22 protein-coding genes are annotated in these 22,969 nt (G+C 47.7%); 6 read left to right on the forward strand and 16 right to left on the reverse strand.

From position 1 onward, the window contains the following. Nucleotides 1-54: 54 nt before the first annotated feature. Nucleotides 55-1,392, reverse strand: a complete 1,338-nt coding sequence (gene aptA / locus EH243_RS15475; RefSeq protein WP_126159571.1) for an omega-aminotransferase AptA — start codon at nucleotides 1,390-1,392, stop codon at nucleotides 55-57. A 105-nt stretch (nucleotides 1,393-1,497) separates the two neighbouring features. Between aptA and EH243_RS15480 the strand changes: the two genes are divergently transcribed. Together EH243_RS15480 and EH243_RS15485 are read left to right on the forward strand one after the other, a co-directional pair. Continuing rightward, nucleotides 1,498-2,415: a LysR family transcriptional regulator gene (locus EH243_RS15480; RefSeq protein ID WP_126159572.1), complete on the forward strand. Its 918-nt coding sequence runs from the start codon at nucleotides 1,498-1,500 to the stop codon at nucleotides 2,413-2,415. 38 nt (nucleotides 2,416-2,453) lie between these two features. Next, a complete protein-coding gene (locus EH243_RS15485; protein WP_126159573.1) occupies nucleotides 2,454-2,927 on the forward strand; it encodes a LabA-like NYN domain-containing protein in 474 nt (157 codons plus the stop codon). A gap of 79 nt (nucleotides 2,928-3,006) precedes the next feature. Here the strand turns inward: EH243_RS15485 and EH243_RS15490 are convergent, their stop codons facing one another. The 9 genes from EH243_RS15490 to EH243_RS15530 form a co-directional block, all read right to left on the reverse strand. Then, entirely contained in the window at nucleotides 3,007-3,537 is a 531-nt protein-coding gene (locus EH243_RS15490; RefSeq protein WP_126159574.1) for a 4-vinyl reductase, read from the reverse strand. Nucleotides 3,538-3,639: 102 nt separating this feature from the next. Further along, nucleotides 3,640-4,617: a dipeptidase gene (locus tag EH243_RS15495; RefSeq protein WP_126159575.1), complete on the reverse strand. Its 978-nt coding sequence runs from the start codon at nucleotides 4,615-4,617 to the stop codon at nucleotides 3,640-3,642. A 204-nt stretch (nucleotides 4,618-4,821) separates the two neighbouring features. Next, the gene (locus tag EH243_RS15500) at nucleotides 4,822-6,141 is read right to left on the reverse strand and encodes a TRAP transporter large permease (RefSeq protein WP_126159576.1); all 1,320 of its coding nucleotides are present in this window, start codon (nucleotides 6,139-6,141) and stop codon (nucleotides 4,822-4,824) included. A 37-nt stretch (nucleotides 6,142-6,178) separates the two neighbouring features. Continuing rightward, nucleotides 6,179-6,679, reverse strand: a complete 501-nt coding sequence (locus tag EH243_RS15505) for a TRAP transporter small permease subunit (RefSeq protein WP_126159577.1) — start codon at nucleotides 6,677-6,679, stop codon at nucleotides 6,179-6,181. Between the two features lie 68 nt (nucleotides 6,680-6,747). Continuing rightward, complete coding sequence (locus EH243_RS15510; protein WP_126159578.1) at nucleotides 6,748-7,740, reverse strand: TRAP transporter substrate-binding protein; 993 nt, start codon at nucleotides 7,738-7,740, stop codon at nucleotides 6,748-6,750. Between the two features lie 314 nt (nucleotides 7,741-8,054). Further along, the gene (locus tag EH243_RS15515; protein ID WP_164549138.1) at nucleotides 8,055-8,729 is read right to left on the reverse strand and encodes a TetR/AcrR family transcriptional regulator; all 675 of its coding nucleotides are present in this window, start codon (nucleotides 8,727-8,729) and stop codon (nucleotides 8,055-8,057) included. 599 nt (nucleotides 8,730-9,328) lie between these two features. Beyond that, on the reverse strand, nucleotides 9,329-9,637 hold the full coding sequence (locus tag EH243_RS15520) for a YciI family protein (protein WP_126159580.1): 309 nt from the start codon (nucleotides 9,635-9,637) through the stop codon (nucleotides 9,329-9,331). 171 nt (nucleotides 9,638-9,808) lie between these two features. After that, nucleotides 9,809-10,459 carry a TetR/AcrR family transcriptional regulator gene (locus tag EH243_RS15525; RefSeq protein WP_241235106.1) on the reverse strand — a complete coding sequence of 217 codons (651 nt, stop codon included), beginning with the start codon at nucleotides 10,457-10,459 and terminating at the stop codon, nucleotides 9,809-9,811. A 114-nt stretch (nucleotides 10,460-10,573) separates the two neighbouring features. After that, nucleotides 10,574-11,857: an NAD(P)/FAD-dependent oxidoreductase gene (locus EH243_RS15530; protein ID WP_126159581.1), complete on the reverse strand. Its 1,284-nt coding sequence runs from the start codon at nucleotides 11,855-11,857 to the stop codon at nucleotides 10,574-10,576. Nucleotides 11,858-12,217: 360 nt separating this feature from the next. Here EH243_RS15530 and EH243_RS15535 point away from each other — a divergent pair, with 360 nt between their 5' ends. From EH243_RS15535 to cspE, 4 genes are all read left to right on the forward strand, one after another. Further along, complete coding sequence (locus EH243_RS15535; RefSeq protein WP_126159582.1) at nucleotides 12,218-13,564, forward strand: glutamine synthetase family protein; 1,347 nt, start codon at nucleotides 12,218-12,220, stop codon at nucleotides 13,562-13,564. 100 nt (nucleotides 13,565-13,664) lie between these two features. Further along, nucleotides 13,665-14,786: a polyamine ABC transporter substrate-binding protein gene (locus tag EH243_RS15540; RefSeq protein WP_126159583.1), complete on the forward strand. Its 1,122-nt coding sequence runs from the start codon at nucleotides 13,665-13,667 to the stop codon at nucleotides 14,784-14,786. A gap of 207 nt (nucleotides 14,787-14,993) precedes the next feature. Then, the gene (locus tag EH243_RS15545; RefSeq protein WP_126159584.1) at nucleotides 14,994-16,457 is read left to right on the forward strand and encodes a sensor domain-containing diguanylate cyclase; all 1,464 of its coding nucleotides are present in this window, start codon (nucleotides 14,994-14,996) and stop codon (nucleotides 16,455-16,457) included. Between the two features lie 218 nt (nucleotides 16,458-16,675). Continuing rightward, on the forward strand, nucleotides 16,676-16,882 hold the full coding sequence (gene cspE / locus EH243_RS15550) for a transcription antiterminator/RNA stability regulator CspE (protein ID WP_126159585.1): 207 nt from the start codon (nucleotides 16,676-16,678) through the stop codon (nucleotides 16,880-16,882). 281 nt (nucleotides 16,883-17,163) lie between these two features. Here the strand turns inward: cspE and EH243_RS15555 are convergent, their stop codons facing one another. The 6 genes from EH243_RS15555 to EH243_RS15580 form a co-directional block, all read right to left on the reverse strand. Beyond that, entirely contained in the window at nucleotides 17,164-17,862 is a 699-nt protein-coding gene (locus EH243_RS15555; protein WP_126159586.1) for a type 1 glutamine amidotransferase, read from the reverse strand. Nucleotides 17,863-17,920: 58 nt separating this feature from the next. Continuing rightward, nucleotides 17,921-18,637: a glutamine amidotransferase-related protein gene (locus EH243_RS15560; RefSeq protein ID WP_241235107.1), complete on the reverse strand. Its 717-nt coding sequence runs from the start codon at nucleotides 18,635-18,637 to the stop codon at nucleotides 17,921-17,923. Between the two features lie 109 nt (nucleotides 18,638-18,746). Then, on the reverse strand, nucleotides 18,747-19,562 hold the full coding sequence (locus tag EH243_RS15565; RefSeq protein ID WP_126159587.1) for an ABC transporter permease subunit: 816 nt from the start codon (nucleotides 19,560-19,562) through the stop codon (nucleotides 18,747-18,749). After that, complete coding sequence (locus EH243_RS15570) at nucleotides 19,562-20,518, reverse strand: ABC transporter permease subunit (RefSeq protein ID WP_126159588.1); 957 nt, start codon at nucleotides 20,516-20,518, stop codon at nucleotides 19,562-19,564. The genes EH243_RS15565 and EH243_RS15570 overlap by 1 nt, the downstream gene beginning before the upstream one ends. Then, entirely contained in the window at nucleotides 20,515-21,696 is a 1,182-nt protein-coding gene (locus EH243_RS15575) for an ABC transporter ATP-binding protein (protein WP_126159589.1), read from the reverse strand. The genes EH243_RS15570 and EH243_RS15575 overlap by 4 nt, the downstream gene beginning before the upstream one ends. 164 nt (nucleotides 21,697-21,860) lie before the next feature. Continuing rightward, nucleotides 21,861-22,952 (reverse strand): polyamine ABC transporter substrate-binding protein, encoded by a 1,092-nt coding sequence (locus EH243_RS15580; RefSeq protein WP_126159590.1) that lies wholly within the window; start codon nucleotides 22,950-22,952, stop codon nucleotides 21,861-21,863. Nucleotides 22,953-22,969 lie beyond the last annotated feature (17 nt).

Below are 22,969 nucleotides of genomic sequence, written 5' to 3' on the forward strand. Positions count from 1 at the left end.
TATTCTTTTTAAACGCTGCACCTAAGGTGCAGCTAAATTTAGTTAAAAACGGTGTTAACTTAACTCTCGAATCGATTCGCCCAATGCGTTGATCAACCCGTCGATCTCTTCGGTTTCGACAGTAAATGGCAGACCCAATTGGATGGTATCGCCACCGTGACGCACATAGTAGCCTTTTTCCCAACACTTCATGGCGATCTGATGTGGCCGCAAAGCAGGCTCGCCCGGTGCCGCTTCAATGGTCAGGCCTGCGGCCAAACCGTAGTTACGAATATCGGCGATGTACTGCGTACCCTTCAGGCTATGCACCATCTCTTGAAACTTAGGTGCCATCGATTTAGACCGTTCGATCAGCTTATCATTTGCCAAAATATCCAGTGATGCCAGTCCCGCTGCACAAGCTACTGGGTGGGCTGAATAGGTATAACCGTGTGGCAATTCCAGCATATATTCTGGGCCAGCATCCGCCATGAAGGTATCGTAGATCTCTTGCTTAGCAACCACCGCACCCATTGGAATCACACCGTTGGTCAGCTGTTTTGCCACCGTCATGAGATCCGGTGTCACACCGAACGCTTCTGCACCGGTATTAGCGCCCATACGACCAAAGGCAGTAATGACTTCATCAAAAATCAGCAAGATATTGTGTTTATCACAGATTTCACGCAGACGTTTCAGGTAACCAACCGGTGGTGGAATCACACCGGTAGAACCAGCCATCGGCTCAACAATCACTGCGGCGATGTTAGAGGCATCATGAATAGCAATCTGCGACTCTAACTCATCGGCCAAGTAAGCACCGGTTTCCGGCATCCCTTGGGTAAACAGGTTTTCCTTCAGCATTGTGTGAGGGATATGCACTGCATCGATACCCTGACCGTAGATGGCACGGTTTGGCCCGATACCACCGACACTGATACCGCCGAAGTTAACACCATGATAGCCACGTGCACGACCGACCAGACGGGTTTTACCCGCTTGGCCTTTCTTGCGCCAATAGGCTCGGGCGATTTTCAATGCAGTCTCAACCGCTTCTGAACCAGAACCAGTAAAGAATACCCGGTTCAGTCCATCGGGCATCAACTCAGTCATACGGTGAGCTAATTCAAATGATTTCGGATGACCAAACTGAAACGCGGGAGCGTAATCCAACTCCTTAACTTGCTTGCTTACCGCTTCAGTAATTTCCGGACGGCTATGACCAGCACCACAGTTCCATAGGCCAGATAAACCATCAAAAATCTTACGACCATCGGCCGCGGTATAATAATTCCCCTCGGCGGCAACAATCAGGCGAGGATCTTGTTTAAAGCTTCGGTTAGCTGTAAATGGCATCCAATGGGCATCAAGTTGCTCTTGGGATAGGCCACAACGATTCTGATCATCAGTCATAATTTTCATCTCAGGTTATTCACTTGTTGACTCTATTATCGCTAAAGATTAAGTTTATTAAATCTACAAATATTAATTTAAAGTTAACTATAAGGTTACCTATAAATGAGTCGTTCAGAAAACCTATTACCCCGACAACTGGGTGATGCGCATATTCGCTTACTACGTATCTATAAAGCCGTAGTCGAAAGTGGTGGATTTTCGGCCGCCGAGGTGGAACTGAATATCAGCCGACCAGCCATCAGCTTGGCAATATCCGAATTGGAAAGCCTGTTGAATATGCGTCTATGCAACCGTGGTCGTGCCGGTTTTGCGCTCACCGAACAGGGCGAAGAAGCCTATGATGCAACTCTGCAACTGTTTGGCGGACTAGAGAATTTTCGTGCCCGTATTAATGCGATCAATACCGAACTCAAGGGTGAGCTTAACATCGGCATCACCGACAACATGGTGACGGTCCCCCAGATGCGTATTACGCGAGCCTTGGCCGCCCTTAAAGCGCGAGGCCCAGAGGTCATTATCAATATCCGCATGATCCCGCCTAAAGACATTGAATCAGGGGTATTAGATGGTCAGCTATTAGTCGGCGTAGTATCAGAACAACGTACACTGCCCGGCCTTAACTACCTACCGCTGTATGATGAACAATCACTGCTCTACTGTAGCGATCAGCACTCCCTATTCAATCAAGATGATAGCCAGTTGGGTGACACTGAACTAAGCCAGTACGACGCTGTCCTGCCCGCCTACCCTCAGTCCGCCGAGATTAAGCAGCAACAAACCATGCTCAAAGCCAGTGCTAGCTCAACCGATCGTGAAGGGATCGCCTTTCTGATCCTCAGTGGCAGTTATATCGGTTTTCTACCCACCCACTATGCGCAACAGTGGGTACGGGAAAATCGTCTCAAGGCGATACAACCTGAACAACGTAGTTTTACCACCCACTACTCGGTGATCACCCGTAAAGGCGCCCGCAACAACCTGATCCGTGATGCCTTTATCGAAGAGTTAGAAAAACAATAATGGCGCTTTGCTGAAAACATGAAAACAGAGGATCACCCGTGAACCGAATCGCTATTTTTGCCGATGTACAAAATATCTACTACACCACTCGACAGGCTTATGGGCGACAGTTTAACTACCGTAAACTGTGGCAAACAATCAGCCAACAAGGCGATATTGTCTCGGCGACCGCGTATGCGATTCATCGCGGCGATGACAACCAGCTAAAATTTCAGAATGCCCTGAAACATATCGGTTTCGATATCAAACTCAAACCCTATATCCAACGCAGTGATGGCTCGGCTAAAGGCGATTGGGATGTGGGTATCGCCATTGACGTGATGGACACCGCCGCCGATGTCGACACCATTATCTTACTTTCAGGAGATGGGGATTTTGACCTGTTACTCGAGAGAGTAAAGTTCAAATATGGCGTAAAAACTCAGGTATATGGGGTGCCAGCATTAACCGCAAGCTCACTGATCAACTCAGCCACAGAGTTTTTTCCTATCGAGCAAAACCTCTTACTTTAACGACAGGTCGATACCAATAGAGACGAACTAACGACCCGTCAGATCTATGAAAGTCTGACGAGCCGTTTTTAGTCATTATTTACAGCGGTTTAACCTCAAAATAACCCACCTCGCAGCCCTCTTCGGCGGCGCACTGTGTTTGTTCAGCTTGGGTGCGAACCGGGTAGCCCAAACTTTCAGCGACCTGATCCAGCGCACCGGCAAACCAACCGGTAAACATATAATCCACTTTACGATTAACCTTGCCGTACTGATAAACGAAGCAGGAGTTTTCTAAACGAACGGTGGCAGTACCCGCCTCAACATCCAGCGCTTCGGTGATAAAGAATCCCCAGCCACGCTGTGATAGACGTTTCAGGTAGTGATGCCAGATATCCGCACCTTCGAGACCATGCTCTTCCGCTTCTTTTTCACACCAGTAATAAGCAGATTTATAACCCGCTTTATAAAGAATATCGGCATAACGTTCAGCACCGATCTCTTCTTCGATCCCCATATGGTTGTTCACAAAGAAATGGCGTGGCACATACAACATCGGCAGTGCATCGGTCGTCCATACGCCGGTTTCATCATCAACAACAATTGGCATTTCAGGTGCGTGTCCACTCATCATTCTCTACCTCAAAACTCTCTATTTATTCGGTTTATCTCAGCTGCTCGTGTCGGCTGAGCTATCTTTAATACTGTGATGCTATTGTTTAGATCAGCGAGATTACTCGCCCCACACATCCTTCAGCAGCGTGACCCAGTTCTCACCCATAATCTTACGTACTTGGGTTTCAGAGAAACCGTTACGCAACAGCGCTTCAGTCAAGTTAGGGAACTCACCCACGGTACGGATACCCTTCGGATTAACGATCTCACCAAAGCGGGTTAAACGGCGGGCATAGCCTTTATCGTGGGTCAGGTATTCGAAGAAATCATGGCCGTGGCCTTGGGTGAAATCGGTGCCGATACCGATCGCATCTTCACCCACGAGGTTATAGATGTATTGAATCGCTTCAACGTAATCATCGATGGTGGCGTTAACACCCGCCTTCAGGAAGGGGGTAAACATGGTGACGCCGACAAAGCCGCCTTTATCCGCGATATACTTCAGCTCTTCATCGCTACGGTTACGGGGATGCTCTTTCAAACCCGAGGGCAAGCAATGGGAGTAACAGACCCGCTGTTTGGATTCGTCGATCACCTCTTTCGCGGTGTTCGGGCCCACATGGGATAGATCACATAGCAGACCGTGCTTGTTCATCTCCGCCACAATCTCACGACCGAAACCGGACAAACCACCATCGCGCTCATAGCAGCCGGTGCCAACGAGGTTCTGGGTGTTGTAACACATCTGTACAATGCCCACGCCGAGATCTTTAAACGCCTTAACGTAGCCGATCTGATCTTGGAACGGGTTGGCATTTTGAAAGCCCATCATCACACCGGTCTTACCTTCTCGCTTAGCGCGTTTGATATCTTCGGTGGTGCGTACCTTGATCAGCAGATCACTGCTCTCTTCGATCAGGTTATTCATCTCAACGATATTTTGTACGGTGCCTTCAAAGTTTTCCCAGAAGGCCACGGTGCAGTTCGCCGCTGTTAGGCCGCCTTTGGCCATATCTTCAAACAGCGCGCGTTCCCATTTGGCGCAGATCAAACCATCGATAACAATGGCGTCCTTGTGTAGATCAGCTGCATTCATTCGTCTCATCCTTTTACTCAACGCTCCGGTGATTAGCCGGAGAACTTAGTTAAAAACTCATCTATTGATCACCATGGAAGCTGCAGCTAAAAAACAAAGCAGCCTAAAAGCAGCAGCCTTTGTTTTTTGCATCTCAGTTAGCATGAATGATCCAGTAACATCGCCATCAACAACCTACAGGTTAAGCTCTATGATAATTAACCTTTAAGGCACCGTATCAAACAGTGTTGCCGGCAACCAAAGAGCCAGTTCAGGCACTGCCGTCAATATAACGACCGCGATACTCATCAGAATAAAAAATGGTGCCGCCGCGCGGGCCACTCTGCCGATGGGATGCCCCGTTAGGTTTTGCATCACGAATAGGTTAAAACCAACAGGCGGCGTTACTTGCCCCAACTCGACCATAACCACCAAAAACACACCGAACCAGAGCGGGTCGAAACCCGCCTGCAGAATCAGCGGCAGGGTAATCGGCAAGCTCATCACAGTAATAGAAATACCATCCAAAAACAGCCCTAACATGATGTAGAACAGCGCGAGGATTAGAATCAAGACATAGGGTGATAAATCAAGGCTACCGATGGCATGGGCTAGATCTTGAGGTACATGTAGATACCCCATTGCTGTCGACAAAAATGCAGCCGCCACCAAGATGGAACACACCATGCAGGAAACCTTAACGGCCCCCATCAAGGACTCGGTAAAAATAGTCCAACTGAATTGACCCGTCACGATGATCAAGACCATCGTAGCGGCAACCCCTACCCCTGCAGCTTCCGACGGTGTAGCTAAGCCACTGTAGATAGAGCCCAACACTACGCACACCAACAATAGAATCGGCATTAACAACCAAATTCCATGTAGGCATTGAACAAAAGAGTAGCCCTCTGAAGAGCGCGGAGCTAACTCAGGCTGACGTACACAACGGTAAATAATATAAGCCGAATATAAGCCAGCAATCAGCAGCCCAGGCAAAACACCTGCAGCAAACAGTTTATTGATGGAAACTTCCGCTAAGACACCATAAATAATCATCACGATCGAAGGTGGTATCAACAGACCAAGACTGCCGGCACCCGCGAGAGAGCCTATGGATAGATTGACATCATATTTTCGTGCAGCAAGTTCACTGGTGGTAATCTTACCCACCGTAGCGGTTGTTGCTGCGCTCGAACCGCTGACGGCAGCAAACAGTGTGCAACCCAGTACATTCGTATGTAATAGCCCGCCAGGGATTCGGTTGACTAACGGCGTTAAGCCCCTAAACAGGCGATCCGAAATGTCGGTTCTAAAGATCAGCTCCCCCATCCACACAAACATTGGGATGGCCGCCAACTCCCATGAACTCGCACTACGAACCATTATTTTAGATAGAATGACGCCAATACGCTGGGGAGAGAAATCTAATAGTAGAGCCAGCCCGGTAACACCTACCATCAGAAGGCCGGCAAACACCCATGTCCCTGTGCCTAAAAAAAAGAAAATCAACGTCAGCACGATGAGACCCGTCACTAAAGCATCCATAAAAGGTACTTCCTTATCATTAATGGTGAAGGTTGGTTTATTCGCTAGTTACACGACTGACAGGGGTAAGTTGTTTCACTAACAACGCGAATAACTGAATAGAGAAAAGCACAATACCAAGCAACACTAACCCTTCAGGGATCCATAGTGGGACCTCGGCAATACTTTCACTGACCGCGCCACGATCCCAATTACGTTTAACGCCGATCCACATATACCAGGTGATATAACAACTCATAGCCAGAGTCATCGCTAAACATAGCGTTTCGAGGGCACGCTTTGCCCGTCCTCTCAACCGAGAAGCAACAATATTGACACGGATAAGGGCATCATCATGTACGGCATAACCTAGCGTGAGAAACGTCATCGCAGCAACGCCATAACCCACCATTTCATCCAGTACAAAGGTCGATGTTGCAAAAAAGCTACGCAGCACAATCTCTAATAAAATATGCAGCACCATATAAACCAGCAGGACCGCCGACAATTGTGCGGCTAAGCGAGACAGCCGGTAAACGAGACTTTGAAAGGTATTCATAAAACGTCCTCTCACAAATATAAAAATCGCCCCGCCGTTATAAATACGAAGGGGCGATATACGACAGTTTACATACCGAGACGTTGACGATAATCAGCAATAATTTTCGCACCGTTCGGACCGGCTTTTTCTAGCCACTGATCAATCGCGGTTTGACCGGCAGTCGACAGCCCTTCCAAATACGCGACCGGCGCATCTGTTACGATATTGACTCCGTTAGCCTCGAGCTTCTTATAGTTATTCGCACGACGCTCCACTAAAGCGCTCCAGTTATGTTCACTAGCTGCTTTGGCCGCATCTAACAACTGCTGGCGCTCTTCGGAAGACAGGGCGTTATAAGCATCGAGATTGACATGCACCATGTTCAACGGCACTGCGTAGTTCACTTCAGTAAAGTAGTTAAGGTGCTCCCAGAACTTACCACTCGCCCCCGCATCTGCGGATGTCAGTACTGCAGCAATACCTCCAGTTGACAGTTGCGGCACAACGTCACCCCAGCTTAACTGGATCGGTGCGGCACCTGCCGCTCGCAATGCAACCGTACCGTTGGCGTCATAGGTCCGAATTTTTAGATTGGCTAATTCCGCCATGCTAGTGACGGGCTTATTCGCCCAGATACCACTGGGAGTCCAAGGTGAAGCATAAAGAAGCTTCTGATTGTTTTTCTCAAATACTGCGTCGTAATAAGGCTTAGCCACCTCATAAAGGATTTTGGCTTCTTCCGGTGTTTTCGCTAGAAAAGGCAAAGCCGTTAACTGGAAGATAGGATCGATTCCTCCTAAAGGTGCAGCCAGTGTATCGGCTATTTGCACCGCCCCATCGCCTACGGCATCGAGGTGATCCTTAGACTTAAAGCCTAATGCGCCGCCAAAGTGAACCGTGATCGCGAATTTACCATCGGATTTTTCACTCAACTGCTGTACAAAATAGCTATCTCCCTCACCGTGAATGGAGGTGTTGCTATACTCGTTAGACATGTCCCATTTAACGTCTGCGTTTGCGCTACTGATTCCCATAGTGAGTAAAGCGCTGGCAAGTGTAAGGCCAATTTTCTTTTTCATTTTAATCTCCGACTTATTTAAGATTATTACTATTTGGTCATACAAAAACGTTTGAAATTGTGGAACATTCCCCTGAGAAAGATTGCCTGATAACGACAATACTTTGAGGTAACAAAATACTTATCAGAATAATTGCAGCCTTGAGAGTTAAGGCCGGGAGGAGAAAAGCTAAAGCGAACATGGGAGCGCTACCATGATGACAGCGCCGAGGTTGTTGATATTTATAACGGGCTAAACAGACATTAATAACCGTTGATGATGCCGGCACCTCAAACATTGTTCTCTGTTCATATCGCGCCGGCTTAATCATTCGTTTATCCCTCTTCGCCGCTAGACTGTCGAGGCTGCTGACCGTCCGTCTCAATAACTTCTTCGCGCTTTATTAGGAATGACGACAGAATCGTCTTCCAAGCCTCGAGAATTTCGACATAGTAATCGGGATCATCACGTAACACCGTTTGCACAGCCATACCACGCAAGAGGCAAAGCGTCATGTTCAAGAGCGTCTCTACTCGGGCGGGTGACGCTTCAGTTGTTTGAAAGAAGCGTAGCCACAGCGCATCGAGTTGATCGTGAAGCTCCTTGATGAGCGGCATAAGCCTCTCTTTAAGATTTGGATCTGTACGTGCAGCGGTGATCAGTTCTAGTGACGCGAAAAAGAAACGTCCATGGAAAAACTTCTCCAATGAACCGTGTAAAAAGGATTCCAGATCGCCGCCAGAACTATGTACTTCTGTCGCTAACTCCTGCACCTCATCAATAAAGCCTGAAAATAGATACTGAGCCGCGGCCGTAATCAAACCGACTTTGCTGTGGAAGTGATGCACTTGAGCGCCACGTGTGACACCGGCACGCATAACGATTGCAGCCGAGCTAGCATCCGCATAGCCGACCTCGATCAGTGTATCGATGGTCGCCTCTAACAACAAAGCACGTGTTTCAGCACTACGCTGCGCCTGTGTTCGTGGTAACGGTGTAGCAACGGTCATGTCTACTCCTTCGATAACAATCATAACTTTATTTTTATTTTACATACATCCCAGTATGTATGTGTTTGAAAATTTGTCAATGCCTTTTAATTTCCAACTAACAACCTATATGGTTTAACGCACTCTAAGGATGTTTAAACATGAAGTGATCAAAGATTTAACATGATGGTGTCTTTCTTTTCTGCATATTGGGTTCAAACAACAGCTCGGCAATTAGCAACCAGCATTCATTAATCGAGCCCCAAAAAAACCTTACTCATTACAGCAGCGAGATATTGGTGACGCTAAAATTGAAACCCGATGATTAGACTAATCAGTAGGTATTTACAGAACGGACGATAGACTTAATGTTATGAATATCTTTAACAAAACGGAAAACTAAGCATCAATTGACGCTCGAAAGACCAGCATTCAGCTTTGATCTACTAATAACAAAAGGAATAGACAATAGAGTACGGGGTCGAAGCCTAATACAGGGCGTATAGACATCTTGAGAGCAGCAACAGCAACACCAAAAACCGAACCCGTTGACCCATTTAGGCTCGCCAATAACCGCCGCTTCTAATATTGCATGCTATCTCATGCCTATTTTGAATAGGCTAATTAATCAGCTCAGACACTTCCAATGTGCCGTTGATATCGAGAAAGGGGCAATCTTTTACCGCTGCCAATGCTAGCGCCATGGAATCCATCTCAAGGACCGTATAGCCCGACATTGATGACGCACTGCCAACACTAATGCGGCCATCAGGATGTACTGTGTGGGTGATTTTAAACGGTGTCGCGGGATTTACTACGCAGCTTCCAAGCGAGAGCAGCCACTCTTTATAACGCGCGTAATGCTGTTGCCCTTCTTCAACGGTAGAAGGCTTATCGCCGCCAATATAGGTAACCATATACTGAGACATAATAGACTCCGAAATCCCAAGTAGCTGTCGGCATAACAACTCTATCGGTCATTTCAGTTTAGCTCTGCAACACACTTTTTGCTGCTGAAAGATTCACGCATAACAAGACCTGCATCACGATATTCGGTCTAAATTGTCTCCAGCTGTGCCAATGAGGTCACGCTACTGGCCTTAATCATCGGCTTCTGAGTATTGCCTTAGGAGGTTGCAAATAATCATATTCAGATCGGCCAACGTACGCTTTGCCCGCTCCCCTTTTTGGTTCACGACCACCAACATAACACTATGCGTCACCTCAAGATAAAGACGCCCTAAACGCTGCCGTTCTTTCAGATGACGATTGATACCCATGCGTTTAAACACCGCCGCCATCCTCGAGATCTCTAACTCATCATGTTGCTCATCCAACTCCCGCAGTTCGGGAACAGAGAACATCGCCTGCACCAGCGTCAAAATGGCCTTTTGCTGTTTATAGGTTTTTAACTTTAGCGCCAGCATCTGCTCCACCAACGTCGCCATCGGTAAGGTTTCAACCGGCCAGCGGTCGATTTCATCCAGCGCCGCCTCGACTGTTTCCAGCCAGCGTGAACCCATCGCATAGAGAATTGCATGTTTGTTGGGGAAGTAATGATAGAGAGAGCCGACAGAAATACCGACCTCTTTGGCAATTAAAATGGTATTCAGATCATCGAGCCCGACCCGCTCAAGCAGTTCGCCGGTAATATCAATAATCTGTTTTGAGCGCATTTTTGAGCGCCCCTGCACCGGCGCATTACGTGGCGCTAACTCTTGTGCTGTTTTTACCCGACGTTTATCTGTCAATTTTGCTTCCAACGCTTCTGATTCAACGACCCTTGCAGGACGGCATTATAGACTGAATCATCAAGGTTCTGAAAACACTCGCTACTCCCCTGCCATTTCATTCACAGATAAGAGCTAGAAAAAGCGGTCACGCATGGAATAATACAGCATCCCCGCGACCAATCCTGGCCAACGTAACAAGGTGCCACCGGGAAAAGACGGCGTCGGCACGCGAGCAAATAGATCGAATTTCTCTGCTGAACCACTGATCGCTTCAGCCATCAATTTACCGCCCAATGTCGCCAGTGCCACCCCATGACCTGAATACCCTTGCGCCACAAACAGATTTTCCTCTAATCGATCAAAATGAGGCATCCGATTAAGGGTAATCGCCAAGGTACCGCCCCAACCATAATCGATCTTCACATCTGCCAATTCAGGATAGAACTGCAGCATATAGGGTCGAACAAAGTTCGGTATATCTTTAGGAAAATGACGACTGTAGTTTTCACCACCGCCCCACAGCAGCCGGTTATCGCCCGATAATTTGAAATAGTTAATCACAAAACGAGAATCGGCTACCGCGACATCATCGCGGTTAATACGCTGACACAGCTCATCACTGAGCGGTTCTGTCGCAATGATAAAGTTATTGATCGGCATGATTTTAGCGGCAACACGCGGCTCTAACTTGTCCAAATAACCATTACACGCCAGCAAAATATATTTCGCTTTAACAACGCCTTGATCGGTGCGAACTTCCGCCTGCTTGCCGGCGGTATAGCCTGTCACTCGGCTATGTTCATGGATCACCACGCCGGCTTTGATTGCGGCCGCAGCAAGCCCTAAGGCATAGTTAAGCGGATGAAGATGAACCGCATCTTGCCAATATTCACCGCCATAATAGCGTTCGGTGCCGAGCATCCCCTGCACCTCATCATCATCGACAAAACGGATCTTATCGTAGCCCAGCACTTTATGTTTATAGGCCACGCTCTCGCGTATCTCGGCGACATGCCCAGGCTTTGCCGCCACATGCATCACCCCCTGTTTCAAATCACAGTTGATCTGATGCTCGGCGATTAACGTTTTGACCAGCTCAACCGATGCCAGCGAGCTTTGCCACAGCGCATCGGCCGCTGCCCGCCCCATCTTCTTTGTCAGTTCCGCGTGCCCCATATTATGCCCCTGACACACCTGACCACCGTTGCGCCCCGAAGCCCCCCAACCGACCGCTTCACCTTCTAACAAGCGAACCGAATAGCCCTTTTCAGCCAAGTGCAGCGCTGCCGACAACCCGGTATAACCTGCACCAATAATACAAACATCCGCCTGCTGTTCACCCACTAACGGAGAATACTCAGGGCGAGGGTTGGCTGAATCAACATAATATGAGGGTCGGCAGTTGTTAGCATTCATAAACAGGGGTTCCATAAAACATAGATTCATCAAACAAAAAAGGGTGGCACAAAAACTATAAACCGAATAATAATTCTAATTTAATCGAACAACAAGCCCATAAAACGGCATTTAAAATTAAATTAATGTTGATTTTGCAAAAGTCATAGAATAACCTAAAACCCGAATAATGATTCGATTAACAAAAAGAATGTGCCTCACCCAAAACAGGCTGAGTCACAAAAGATTGAACGCTGACATCATACGCAGTAGCGATATCACGAGACGTTTCGCTGAGTTATCAACTAAGCTCAGCACAAAGAAGTATTACCGCTATAGTAAATAGCACCCATCAGACTAACACGACAAAGTAGGTGATTTATGGAAGCCGTGGAAAGGTTTCTCAAAGAGAACGGGATAACTGAGGTCGAATCGACCCTGCCAGACATGACTGGCAATGCCCGGGGTAAATTTTACCCCACTAAAAAATATCTGGCCGAAAACGGAGGTAAGATCCCTGAGACCTTGCTGGTACAAACCGTCACCGGTGAATGGGCCGATAACCACTACGATATTGTCGATCCTGCGGATCGAGATATGGTCTTGGTTCCCGATTCCAACACCTTACGCCTAGTTCCCTGGACCGATGAGCCCACCGCACAGGTCATCAATGATTGCTATACCAGTGATGGTCAGCTACACCCGCTTTCCAGCCGTTCTGTTCTACGTCGCATACTGAAGCTGTATGAAGATGAAGGCCTACGTCCGGTGATCGCCCCAGAGGTCGAGTTTTATCTTATTCAGAAAAACACCGACCCCGACTATGAACTCAAGCCCGCCACCGGACGCTCTGGACGCCGCGAAACTGCGCGCCAATCCTACGGCATTGATGCGGTCAATGAGTTCAACCCGGTCATCGACACGCTATACAACTATTGTGAAATTCAGGGCCTCGATGTGGATACCCTGATCCATGAGTCTGGCGCAGCACAGATGGAGATCAACTTCCTTCACGGAGATGCTCTGGACTTGGCCGATCAGGTGTTTGTTTTCAAGCGTACCCTGCGTGAAACCGCCATGAAGCATGATATGTATGCCACCTTTATGGCTAAGCCGATGCAACATGAGCCCGGCAGTGCCATGCATATCCATCAGAGCATGATCGATATCGCAACCGGTGAAAATATCTTTGCTGGGGATGAGAACAATCAGTTTTCTGAACGGTTCTATCACTATCTGGGTGGGTTACAAAAGTACACCCCACAAGCGATCTCGTTCTATGCGCCAAATGTGAACTCCTATCGTCGTTTCGCACCCGATATTGCTGCGCCGATCAACTTCAAATGGGGCATCGATAACCGTACAACCGGTTTACGAGTGCCCATTGCGCCACTCTCCGCGACCCGGATTGAAAACCGCTTTCCCGGCTCTGACTGCAATCCATACCTAGCGATCGCGGCCAGTCTTGCCTGCGGTTATCTGGGAATGAAGCAAAAACTCAACGCGACAAAACCGGTTACCACTCTCGGGGCCGACGAAGATGATGTAGTAGAAGTAGCCCGTTCACTCGGTGAAGGCTTATCACTACTAGAAGAAAGCCCAGAATTATGTGAAATTATGGGTTCAGAGTTCGTCAAAGCTTATCTAGGGGTTAAACGAGCAGAATTTGAAACCTTCCATGAGGTTATCAGCTCATGGGAGCGGGAATATCTGCTACTAACGGTTTAACACCTGTAAAAAAACACCTCTAATCTGTTTAATAACGGATTAGAGGTCTTTAAAATCACCCGACTTATTTAACTGCAACTCCGATACGAGGCACAACATAATGATAAAGACTGTACCTTATCTGATCAGAAAAACGTTACAGCTATCTGCCCTAGGCTTAGCAGCCTCTGTACCGCTAGCACAAGCAGAGGAAGTACTAAACTTCTATAACTGGTCAGACTATATCGCTGAAGATACCTTAGCGAAATTTGAAGCGGAGACCGGCATAAAGGTCGTTTATGACGTTTATGACAGCAATGAGACCCTTGAAGCAAAGCTGCTAGCAGGCCATTCAGGTTATGACCTCGTTGTTCCTAGCTCTCATTTTATGGAACAGCAGATTAAAGCGGGGATTTTTCAGAAACTGCAAAAAGATAAACTCAGCAATCTCACCAACCTTGATCCTAGCTTGATGAAACTACTCGACAGCAAAGACCAGGGTAACCAATATGGCGTCCCCTACCTGTGGGGTACCACGGGTATCGGTTATAACGTTAAACAGGTTCAAGCCGCCTTGGGTGTTGATGCCCCCGTCGATAGCTGGGATCTCGTTTTGAACCCAGAGAACATGAAAAAGCTGGCCGAGTGTGGTGTCACCTTTTTAGACTCTCCCGACGAAATGTACCCTCTTTCTCTGCTCTATACGGGTCAATCTTCACTCGACACCAGTACCGCAGCGCATAAAGACAATAGCCCAGCAGCCAAAGCCCTCAAAGCGGTGCGCCCTTACCTTCGTCAGTTCAGCTCATCACAATACGTGAATGATCTGGCCAATGGTGATATCTGTGTTGCTATCGGCTACTCAGGCGATATTTTCCAATCACAAGCGCGCGCGGAAGAGGCAGGCAATGGTAACGAGATTGCCTATAGTATTCCAAAAGAGGGAACTGAAATTTGGTTTGATATGTTGCTGATTCCTTCCGATGCGAAGCACGCAGAAAACGCACATAAATTTATTAACTTTCTGCTGCGCCCGGATATCATTGCCGACATTACTAACTATGTTTGGTACGCCAACCCTAACCTAGCATCAACCGATCTAGTCGATCCAGAGATCACCGCTGATCCGGCGATCTATCCGGATGCCAGCACCCGCGACCGCTTATACATGCCAGCAACGCTGCCTGCTAAAACGGCCCGCGTGCGCAGCCGCACCTGGTCAAACATAAAAACGGGCAAATAAGTCACCGACATGTTCACTACGAAAACCGCTCTTTTGGGCGGTTTTTTTTTGCATGGGACAATCTCAATCTTGATGCTAACCATTCAGCTCATGATTAACATAGATGCTTTTAATATAGGAGTAACAGGCTCAATTCTGCTAGTATCACCGCTCGACACGCGTTCTCATTTCAGCGGTCGATCCACTTAAACCGATAGATGAAATTTTATGAGCTTGCACCTGCGCAAACCTTCTTTTGTTCTGATCAGCGGTCTGTTGTTATCACTGGCGTTCACCGCTATTAGCTTGATCAGTTACTATGTCGCCAACCAGTCACTGAATCAGCACATCACCACCAACACGCTACCGCTAACCAGTGACACCATCTATTCAGAAGTTCAACGCGATCTATTACAACCCGTACTCGTATCATCACTCATGGCTCAAGACACCTTCGTCCACGACTGGATCGAAGAGGGCGAACAAAATCCAGAGCAGATGCAACGCTACCTCAAAGCGATTCAACAACGCTACGATGCCTTCACTGCTTTTTTTGTCTCCGAATATACGCACAAGTACTACCACAGCACCGGCATCCTCAAGCAGGTTTCAGACACTCTCCCGGCTGATCGCTGGTATTTCCATAGCCGCAAAGCACCCGAAGAATTTAATATCAATCTCGATTTAGATACCGCTAACACCTCGATCACCACCCTGTTCGTCAATCATAAAGTCACAGACGAACAAGGAAAATTACTCGGTATTATTGGCGTCGGGCTCGCATCAACCACCATCAAAGAGTTGATCGAAACCTATCAAAGTCGATACGGCCGACAAGTGTACTTTATTGACGCCCAGGGGAAGGTCACAATGCAGGGCAGTCAGTTCAGTGGCGCTAGCGATATACATGAGGTCAAAGGGCTGCAAAATATAGCCCCTGAGATTTTGAGCAGCCCTGAAGGGTCATACACCTATACTAACGACAACCAAACCTATCTGATAAAAACCCGCTTCATCCCTGAGCTCAGCTGGTATCTGATCGTGCAACACACCGAGCAGAGTGAAGCAAGAATTACAACGACACTGTGGATCAACCTAACTATTAGCCTCGCGGTAATCATTATTGTTCTGTTATTACAGCATTTCACACTCGGCGGATACCAACGTCGATTAGAGTATATGGCGAATACCGATCCTCTGACGGGCGCTTCTAGTCGGCATGCCTTTGAAATGCTATTTCAACAAATTCTTAACTTTGCTAAACGTCAAAAGCACCCCGTTTCCACCATTCTGGTCGACATAGACCACTTCAAGACGTTCAATGATAATTATGGCCACCTGCTAGGAGATACTATCCTGACCAACGTCGCCAAGGTCCTCACTCAGAATTTACGGCAGGCCGACACCCTCTGTCGCTGGGGTGGCGATGAGTTCTTTATCGTCCTACCCAACTGTCACCAGAGTAACGCTCTGCTGATCGCCGAAAAGATGCGGCAGGAGATCGAAGAGTCCTTACAAGTCATAAATGATCAACAACTGCACGTTACCGCCAGCTTTGGCGTCGCCGAGTATAGCAACGACGAAACAACTGTCAGTCTGTTTAACCGCACCGATTTAGCTCTGTATCGCGCTAAATCCAAAAACCGAAATCAGGTTGAGGTCGCCACAGAATCCGCTTTCAAAACGGTATAATCACTCACTATTACAACAAACAATCAAATAAAGAGTTGCCATTAAAGGTTGGATTGTATATAGTAGATTTCAGCTTGAAGATTCACCATATTTTTATGCATCATTTCGAAGATCCTGTTTCAGCTTCTCGTCCTGTTTCCATAATGTATAGTAAAAATTCCTGCGTCATCCGCTATCTCTGATAGCAAAAACATTATTTACAAAATAGGATAACTAACATGTCTACTGTAACCGGTACTGTTAAATGGTTTAACGCTGATAAAGGCTTCGGTTTTATTGAGCAAGAAAATGGCCCTGACGTATTCGCACATTTCAGTGCAATCCAGAGCAATGGCTTCAAGACTCTTGAAGAAGGCCAGCAGGTACAGTTCTCTGTAACTCAAGGTCAACGTGGTCCACAAGCAGAAAACATCGTTGCTGTTTAAGACCCCGTAAGCTAACAGATCTTTGATCTGTTGCTACCAGAGAAAGGCTTGATTTATATCAAGCCTTTTTTGTGTCTGCGATTTAGCAAAACCCTTAACCGATTCACCCCCCTGCTCTCCTTGCCCCTTATACACACAAACACCACAAAACTTTCAGCCTAGCCCTCGATTTAACAGCACAACCTTACCTTCTTCTGCCATAACGCCTAACGCCTAACGCCTAACGCCTAACGCCTAACGCCTATCAGCTATCAGCTATCAGCTATCACCAGCAAAGCACCCTAAGCACTCAACAGCGAAACAATTTCACTTACCACCGCCTCTGGGTCAGCTTGCTGATTCGATAACGCACTCATCGCCTGCTCAGCTTCACCTTCGGTAATATGTTCAGGGGTAATCGCCATAAGCAATGCCCGCATATAATCTAGCTTAAACTCTGGATGGGCCTGCAGGGTAAAAATATGCTGACCATACCTCAGCACTGCATTCGGACAAAACTCAGAGCCAGCAAGCACCTCAGCCCCTTCAGGCACCTTAACAACCTGATCCTGATGAATGACATGCAATCGTACTCCATCATGCCCAAGCACTGCGCCTACAGATGGTGCTGGTGTGTAGCAATCAAGACCCAAGCCCCAGCCCTTCGCTTTAGCTACCCTTCCTCCGAGCGCCTGCGCGATAATCTGATGACCAAAACAGATACCCACCAAAGGCTGACGACGCTGATCAATATCGCGAATCAACTGCTCCAACGGTGCGATCCACGCCAACTCATCATAAACGCTTGCCGGTGAGCCGGTAATAATCCAGCCATCACACTGATCTGCTGCTTCAGGAAACTCCCCCAACCAAACATTCCAACAAACAAAGCTAAACTCGTGACCGTCCAGCATCGTCTCCGTCATCTGCGCAAAAGAGCCGTACTCAGCAAGCAATGCACCCTCATTACTGCCAGTCGCCAAAATACCAATTTTTTTCATCGAATCTCCAGACGTAAAAAAACCGCCAAATAGAGCGGTTTTAATGGTTAACTTAGGCTTAGCGCAATAAGAAATCAGCCATCCAGCGCGCTACTTTTTGCGAATCAGTGGCCGCACCTTCCGCCTGAAGCTCAGCTAAACCGACTTCGGCCACCGGATCGGGAATCACTTCACCTTTACGCAGCTTAACCAGTTCGGTTTCATAGCTAAGATTAAACTCCGGATGCGCCTGCACAGTGAAAATATTATCGCCATACACTAAACCCGCATACTGACAGAATTCAGATTCAGCAAACACACGGGCGTTCTCAGGCTTCTCTGTTACCTGGTAGCGATGCATCGCACTGATCGCAAAATGATCGCTATCATCTTTGATAAAGTCATTGTTACCTACAAGGTTATAACGGTGCAGACCCACACCCCAGCCACCTTCATAGGCTTCAACTTTACCGCCAAACGCATCCGCAATAATCTGATGACCAAAGCAGATACCCAATAAAGGAAGATGACAGGCATCAATCTCTAGAATCAGCTTTTTCAACGCGATCATCCAATCACGATGCTCATCAACATTATATTTAGAACCCGTGATCACCCAGCCATCACACTGCCGAGCGTTTTCTGGAAAAACACCTTCACGGACATCAAATACCTGATATTCGAAATCTGCGTCAATCAACGCAAACAGCTGCTTAAACATATCCGCATAAGAACCATACTGACCCAATAATTCATCAGGTGTAATACCGGTTGCCAGAATACCTATCTTTTTCACTCGCTTCTCACCTTTACAGCTTACTTGCCGACTTAAAACCTAGCCATCAAAACCAATACTGCTTAACCTGAGATATCAGCGCCCCGAGTGTCGGGACGCATCTGAATATCTACTCCTGATCCGCCAACAGCTTAGTCTGACGGCGCATCTGCCACATCGCAGCCACCACACCAATTGCCACCACCGCAATCATCAAGGTCGCCAAGGCATTCACTTCTGGTGAAACACCCAAACGGACCTTGGAGAAAATCACCATCGGCAGCGTACTGTTACCCGGCCCAGAAACGAAGCTCGCGATGACCAGATCATCTAATGACAGGGTAAAGGAGAGCAACCAACCCGAAATAACCGCCGGCATAATCAGTGGCAATGTCACCAGAAAAAACAGCGATGAGGGTTTAGCCCCCAGATCCATCGCCGCCTCTTCCAGGGTTTCATCCATCTGCGACAAGCGCGATTGCACAATCACCGCGACATAAGCCATACAGAAGGTCACATGGGCAATAATAATGGTGCTGGTGCCTCGACCCGCAGGCCAGCCAAACGCGCTTTCCATCGCCACAAACAGCAACAGCAGCGAAAGCCCCGTAATAACTTCAGGCATCACCAAGGGCGCGCTAATCCAACCCGAGAGTATCATTTTACCCCGAGAACGACCGAAACGACTCAACACAAAGCCTGCCATCGTACCTAACACCACCGCCACACTGGCACTGATAAAGGCAATCTTGAAACTTAGCAGCGCGGCATCAATAATCTGATCGTTACGAAACAGCTCGCCATACCACTTTAAGGACCAACCACCCCAAACAGTCACCAGTTTGGATTTATTAAAGCTGTAAACCACCAGCGCAATCATCGGGGCATAGAGAAAGATAAAGCCCATGGTCGCCGTCGTATTTAAAAATAATGATCTGCGTTTCATTAGGCCGTCTCCTCTTTACCCTGACTGTTGCGGATCAGCATGATCGGCAACACCAACACGATCAGCATGACAATGGCAACCGCGGAGGCCATCGGCCAATCACGATTGAGGAAGAACTCATCCCACAATACCCGTCCGATCATGAGGGTATCTGAACCACCCAGCAACGACGGTATAACAAACTCACCAACGGCAGGAATAAACACGAGAACACAGCCGGCAATAATACCTGGCACAGCTAAGGGCACCGTAATTAAAAAGAAACTCGTGGTCGGACGCGCACCTAGATCTTCGGCCGCTTCTAACAGCGTCATATCCATCTTTTCTAACGCGCTATAGAGTGGTAACACCATGAAAGGAAGATAGGTATAGACGATACCGATATAGACTGCAAAATCGGTCTGCAACATGATTAACGGCTGATCAATAATCCCCGTCCCCATCAGAAACTCATTCACCAAACCATTCTTTTTCAGAAATCCCATCCAGGCATACACCCGCAATAAGAAGGAGGTCCAAAATGGCAGTATCACCAATGCGAGCAATAGCGCGCGCATGGAAGGCTTGCTACGCGCCATCAGATAGGCAATGGGAAACGCAATCAACAGCGTAAAAAATGTCGATACTGCCGCGATCTTAATAGAACTAAGATAAGCATCGATATAAAACGAATCTTCAAACAAAAAGAGGTAATTACCCAAGTTCAGTTTGAGATTGATATAGGCATCTTCCGCATTCCAATCCAGTAACGCCGTATAAGGCGGTACGGCGATGGCGGACTCAGAGAGAGAGATTTTAAACACCACCAAAAAGGGAATAAAGAAAAAGATAGCTAACCATAGGGTCGGTACGGAAAACACCGAAGCCCGTCCCCAGTTTATCCGTTTAAAAAAGTTGTATTTTGCCAGGCGTGAACCAGAGCCATCCACCCAGGCAGAACCTGTTTGTATGCTCATGCCGTCAGTACCACGCTGCTGTCTAGATCCCAATACAGATAAACCTGCTCTTTCCAGGTTAATCGCTCGCTCGCCTCCCGAGAAGTATTTGGCTGTGTAACTCGCACCTCTTTACCACTCGCTAAACGCACACGGTAGACCGTCAACCCGCCCATATAGGCATACTCTTCGACCACACCACAGACGCAGTTTTCCTGCTGATCCGGCTGCTCTCGACTAATACGCATTTTTTCAGGACGTACCGCCACATGCACTTTTTGATTCGGCGCACAGCTAATACCATGACTGACATAAAGTACAGCGCCCGCTTCCTGAGAATTAATACGTACAGAGTCAGGCTGATCTTCGATTATACGCCCCTCAAAGAGGTTAACCGAGCCGACAAACTCAGCCACAAAGCGACTATTAGGGTATTCATACACATCGTGTGGCTCAGCGGTTTGTACGATTATGCCATTATTCATCACCCCGATACGGGTGGCCAGCGTCATCGCTTCTTCCTGGTCGTGTGTCACCACTACAAAGGTAACACCTAGCTCTTCCTGAATATTAATCAATTCAAACTGAGTTTCTTCACGAAGCTTTTTATCTAGCGCACCTAGCGGCTCATCCAACAACAGCAGCTTAGGACGCTTAACCAGCGAGCGCGCCAAGGCTACACGCTGGCGCTGCCCACCGGATAGCTGGCTAGGCTTACGCTTACCTAAATGACCCAACTGAACCATATCCAGCATTTCCGCCACCCGCTGCTTAACTTCAGCACGCCCAAGGCCTTCACGTTTCAAACCAAAGCCAACGTTGTCTTCAACCGAAAGATGGGGGAATAAAGCATAGGACTGGAACATCATATTGACCGGACGCTTCCAAGGCTGGACCCCAGACATATCGACACCATCGATAATGATACGGCCACTGGTCGGCGACTCGAAGCCTGCCAGCATGCGCAGCAGGGTGCTCTTACCCGAACCTGATCCGCCTAGCAGACAAAACAGTTCGTTTTTGTAGATATCCAGCGAGATGTTATCGACGGCGGTGAAGTCGCCAAACTTTTTAGTGATGTTTTCAATACGTAAGAATGGCGTTGCGCCCTCTTGCTTCCACAGCGGTAACTCAGTGATATCTGGCGATGCTATTAAGCCAGCATCACCCGCTGTCTCAATCATTGTTGTTGAACTCATACGACACCCTAATACTGATTCTAAGACTGAGTTCGGCAATAAACTCAGTGAATTATTGATGTAGCCTTCAGCTGATTTTAATCAACTTATAACCCGCTCATACTCGAGTTGAAGGCTGACTGAATAACTCACCCGACAAAAGCGACCCTTTGTCGGGGACAGGCTTAGCGACCGGTTTTAATCCCAGTCCAAGCACGAGTCAACAATCGATCAAACTTAGCCGCATGGGCATTCTGAGTGAACAAATTAGCCTTAACTTCATCCGATGGGTAGATACCAGGATTATTCACAACCTCATCTAACAGCATCGGCGTAGCCGCATTATTAGCCACCGCATAGTATGCATAGTTTGAGATAGCCGCCGCATTTTCACCGCGTAGGATATAATCAACCAACTGGTAAGCCGCCTCTTTATGAGGCGCATCAGCAGGGATCGCTAACAGGTCAAACCAAACGACCGTACCCTCTTTTGGAATCGCATAGTCAATTTTTATACCCTGCCCCGCTTCATCTGCACGCCCCTGCGCCTGCAATATATCGCCGTTATACCCCAGAGCTATACAGGCATCACCATTGGCAAGATCAGAGATGTAGGAAGAAGAGGAAAACTTACGATAACTTTCACGTACAGAGCTAAGCAACGTCTTAGCTTTAGCAAGATCCGCCTTACTCTCAGAGTTGGGATCAAGACCTAAATAGTTGAGTGCAATGGACACCACTTCAGCCGGCGAATCCAGTACCGTAATACCACAGTCCTGTAACTTAGCGGCCAGCTCAGGCTTAAAGATCAAGTCCAGCGAATCAACCGGCATATCACCGAGTCGCGCCTTAATCATATCGACGTTATAACCTAAACCAATAGTGCCCCATGCATAAGGGACATTGTGCTTATTGTCTGGGTCATGACGGGCAATTTTTTCGAGCATCACCGTATCAAGATTGCCATAGTTGGTCAGTTTTGTGTGGTCAATTTCAGCGTAAATACCCGCCTGCACCTGACGCTCTAGAAATGAACCGGTAGGCACAACAACATCGTAGCCCGCGCCACCCGACATAAGCTTAGCTTCAAGTGACTCATTGGAATCATAAACATCGTAATTAACTTTTATGCCGGTTTCTTTCGTAAAGTTTTCCAGTACCTCTGGGCTAATGTAATCAGACCAGTTATAGAAGTTCACTACCGGCTCTTCAGCAAAAGTTGTAGTTGATACTGTTATTGCCAACGCAGTCGCAAGACCAAGTTTTTTAGGATTCATTTTTTAACTCCAGTTCT

The organism is Amphritea opalescens, assembly GCF_003957515.1.
GTDB lineage: Bacteria > Pseudomonadota > Gammaproteobacteria > Pseudomonadales > Balneatricaceae > Amphritea > Amphritea opalescens.